The organism is Marisediminitalea alba (assembly GCF_002993365.1).
In the GTDB taxonomy this organism is placed as follows: domain Bacteria; phylum Pseudomonadota; class Gammaproteobacteria; order Enterobacterales; family Alteromonadaceae; genus Alteromonas; species Alteromonas alba.
This window is the reverse complement of the sequence record NZ_PVNP01000181.1, coordinates 1-2,805: the sequence shown is the minus strand read 5'-3', so window position 1 is coordinate 2,805 and position 2,805 is coordinate 1. Positions and strand designations below refer to the sequence as shown.

The following is a 2,805-nucleotide window of genomic DNA, read 5'->3' as shown; positions in this document are numbered from 1 at the left end:
AGTGTTCCCTCGGATAAACCCGAGTGGATAAATTGCTTTGCTCTGCGAAAACGCTCGATGTCTTTTATAACTTCAGTAAACACATATCCCCTAACTGTCAGACTTTTACGAAGTGCTATTTTTAAGGGAAAAGGAGTGACTTCGGGACTTAATGCTCCGTGTACTATTATTGTTCCTTCAGGGCTCATTGCTTCAGCAATTTCAGCTATCTGCGGCCCACCGACAGCATCAAATGCGACTTTTAAATTGTTTGCTCCCAAGATACCTCTCAAGCTATCCAGTAGCGGTTCTTCTTGGGTTGCAATCACATGGGCCGCGCCAGCCTTGAGCACAGCAGCCTTTTTAGCGCCTGTTAGAGTTGTAGCGATAGGGATACCCCCCAGAGCATTCACAATTTGAATCGCAGCCAATCCAACACTGCTCGATGAGGCGGTTATCAGTACTGCATCGCCTTTTTGCACGTTAGCAATTTCGACCAAAGCGCCATAAGCTGTCAGGTACTGCATCCAAGCTGCTGCGCCTTCGGCAAAGGTTAGCCCTGCTGGTTTGAGTGCCACATATTCATTTGGTACGACAACCTCTTCTGCGTAGCAGCCGTTCTGAGAAAGCCCCATCTGAGGGACAATACAAACCTCGTCCCCAAGGCGTAAATGATTTACCTCTTCCCCGACTTCAATGACTATCCCGGATGCTTCATAGCCGATTCGCGAAGGGAAGTCAGCCTTTTCTATATAGCTGCCTCGCCTAAACATGGCATCAGCACGATTGAGCCCAACAACTTTGACCGCAATACGTACATCATTGGCCTGCAAACTTGGACTCGCGAGCGAGTCAATAGTTAATACCTCGGGGCCACCTAATTCATGGAAACGAACAGTTCGAATTAGTTTTCTTGAGCTCATATGCATCCTCAACAATAACCTTTTAAACGGAGTCAAGCTTTCAGAGAGTTAATTGTTTTAATATTCTCACTTCGTTCCGATGTATAGGGCGGTATAGAGTATGTACCCACAGCATGTGCTACTAAATCACTCACCCCCTCAGAGTACAGAGAAACCTCCCCAACCACGAGAGTACGGCCGACTTTTATCAGAGAACATTCCGCAATGATTCGCTCATTTGCCGATGGCTTACGTAAGAAGTTGATGTTAAGGCTAGTTGTTACTGCCAATGGCACGATGCCAATTTTACCAAGTATCGCCACATAAAGTGCCACATCAGCCACACTCATTAAAACAGGCCCCGAAACCGTTCCGCCAGGACGTAATTCATCCTGACCTACATGATGAGATACAGTCGCTCCACCGTTGCTCACGGCTTCCACAACGCATTTGCTTTGTGGAAACTCCGATTTCATGAAAGCGATAACTTCTTCTTTTGTAGCTGTCATTGAGACTCCTTAAATATTTATTCACGTTTATAGGCACCTGGTGAAGCGTTGCTCCAAGACTTCTATACCCCATTGTGAGCCTAGTTTCTCTTCCACCAATGCAAAGCCCTGACTTTCGTACAGAAGCTAGAATTTTATCATCCCGTTTGATCGTCTAAATCTCATTGCTTGGGTTATCTAGCCTTCCAATAAATTCCGCCATGCTACTCGCCACTGAACACGCAAATTCCCGACCAAAATCAGCCACTGTCGAGTAATAATGGGCATGCATCTCCGTAACACGTGCAATCAAAATGAATGTCCCTGATCTGATCGTAAGATTCTGATTTAGTTCATTCGATTTCCGCAACAAAGCCCACGCTAATTATTATCAGGCACTGACTGAGTTGAGATACTAGCGGAAGCTACGAACTGTTAATCAAGTTCGACCACTATTTTACCAATCTGCTGATTGGACTCCAGGTAGTGATGCGCTGCTACTATCTCTTCAAATTTAAAGCTTCGATCAATGATAGGCTTGAGTGTTCCCTCGGATAAACCCGAGTGGATAAATTGCTTTGCTCTGCGAAAACGCTCGATGTCTTTTATAACTTCAGTAAACACATATCCCCTAACTGTCAGACTTTTACGAAGTGCTATTTTTAAGGGAAAAGGAGTGACTTCGGGACTTAATGCTCCGTGTACTATTATTGTTCCTTCAGGGCTCATTGCTTCAGCAATTTCAGCTATCTGCGGCCCACCGACAGCATCAAATGCGACTTTTAAATTGTTTGCTCCCAAGATACCTCTCAAGCTATCCAGTAGCGGTTCTTCTTGGGTTGCAATCACATGGGCCGCGCCAGCCTTGAGCACAGCAGCCTTTTTAGCGCCTGTTAGAGTTGTAGCGATAGGGATACCCCCCAGAGCATTCACAATTTGAATCGCAGCCAATCCAACACTGCTCGATGAGGCGGTTATCAGTACTGCATCGCCTTTTTGCACGTTAGCAATTTCGACCAAAGCGCCATAAGCTGTCAGGTACTGCATCCAAGCTGCTGCGCCTTCGGCAAAGGTTAGCCCTGCTGGTTTGAGTGCCACATATTCATTTGGTACGACAACCTCTTCTGCGTAGCAGCCGTTCTGAGAAAGCCCCATCTGAGGGACAATACAAACCTCGTCCCCAAGGCGTAAATGATTTACCTCTTCCCCGACTTCAATGACTATCCCGGATGCTTCATAGCCGATTCGCGAAGGGAAGTCAGCCTTTTCTATATAGCTGCCTCGCCTAAACATGGCATCAGCACGATTGAGCCCAACAACTTTGACCGCAATACGTACATCATTGGCCTGCAAACTTGGACTCGCGAGCGAGTCAATAGTTAATACCTCGGGGCCACCTAATTCATGGAAACGAACAGTTCGAATTAGTTTTCTTG

3 protein-coding genes are annotated in these 2,805 nt (G+C 46.3%); all 3 read right to left on the bottom strand.

The window, feature by feature from the left end:
- Positions 1-902 (bottom strand): zinc-dependent alcohol dehydrogenase family protein (locus tag C6Y40_RS15865; protein WP_105935407.1); only part of this gene is annotated, 902 nt, incomplete at its 3' end.
- Positions 903-934: 32 nt separating this feature from the next.
- Positions 935-1,390, bottom strand: coding sequence for a PaaI family thioesterase (locus C6Y40_RS15860; protein WP_014976569.1), 456 nt, complete (start codon positions 1,388-1,390; stop codon positions 935-937).
- Positions 1,391-1,804: 414 nt separating this feature from the next.
- Positions 1,805-2,805: zinc-dependent alcohol dehydrogenase family protein (locus C6Y40_RS15855; protein WP_240621982.1), on the bottom strand; the 1,001-nt coding region annotated here is incomplete at its 5' end.

Bases quoted from the DNA above. Each gene is read 5' to 3' on its own strand.
- C6Y40_RS15860 (WP_014976569.1), bottom strand. From the start codon at position 1,390: ATGACAGCTACAAAAGAAGAAGTTATCGCTTTCATGAAATCGGAGTTT.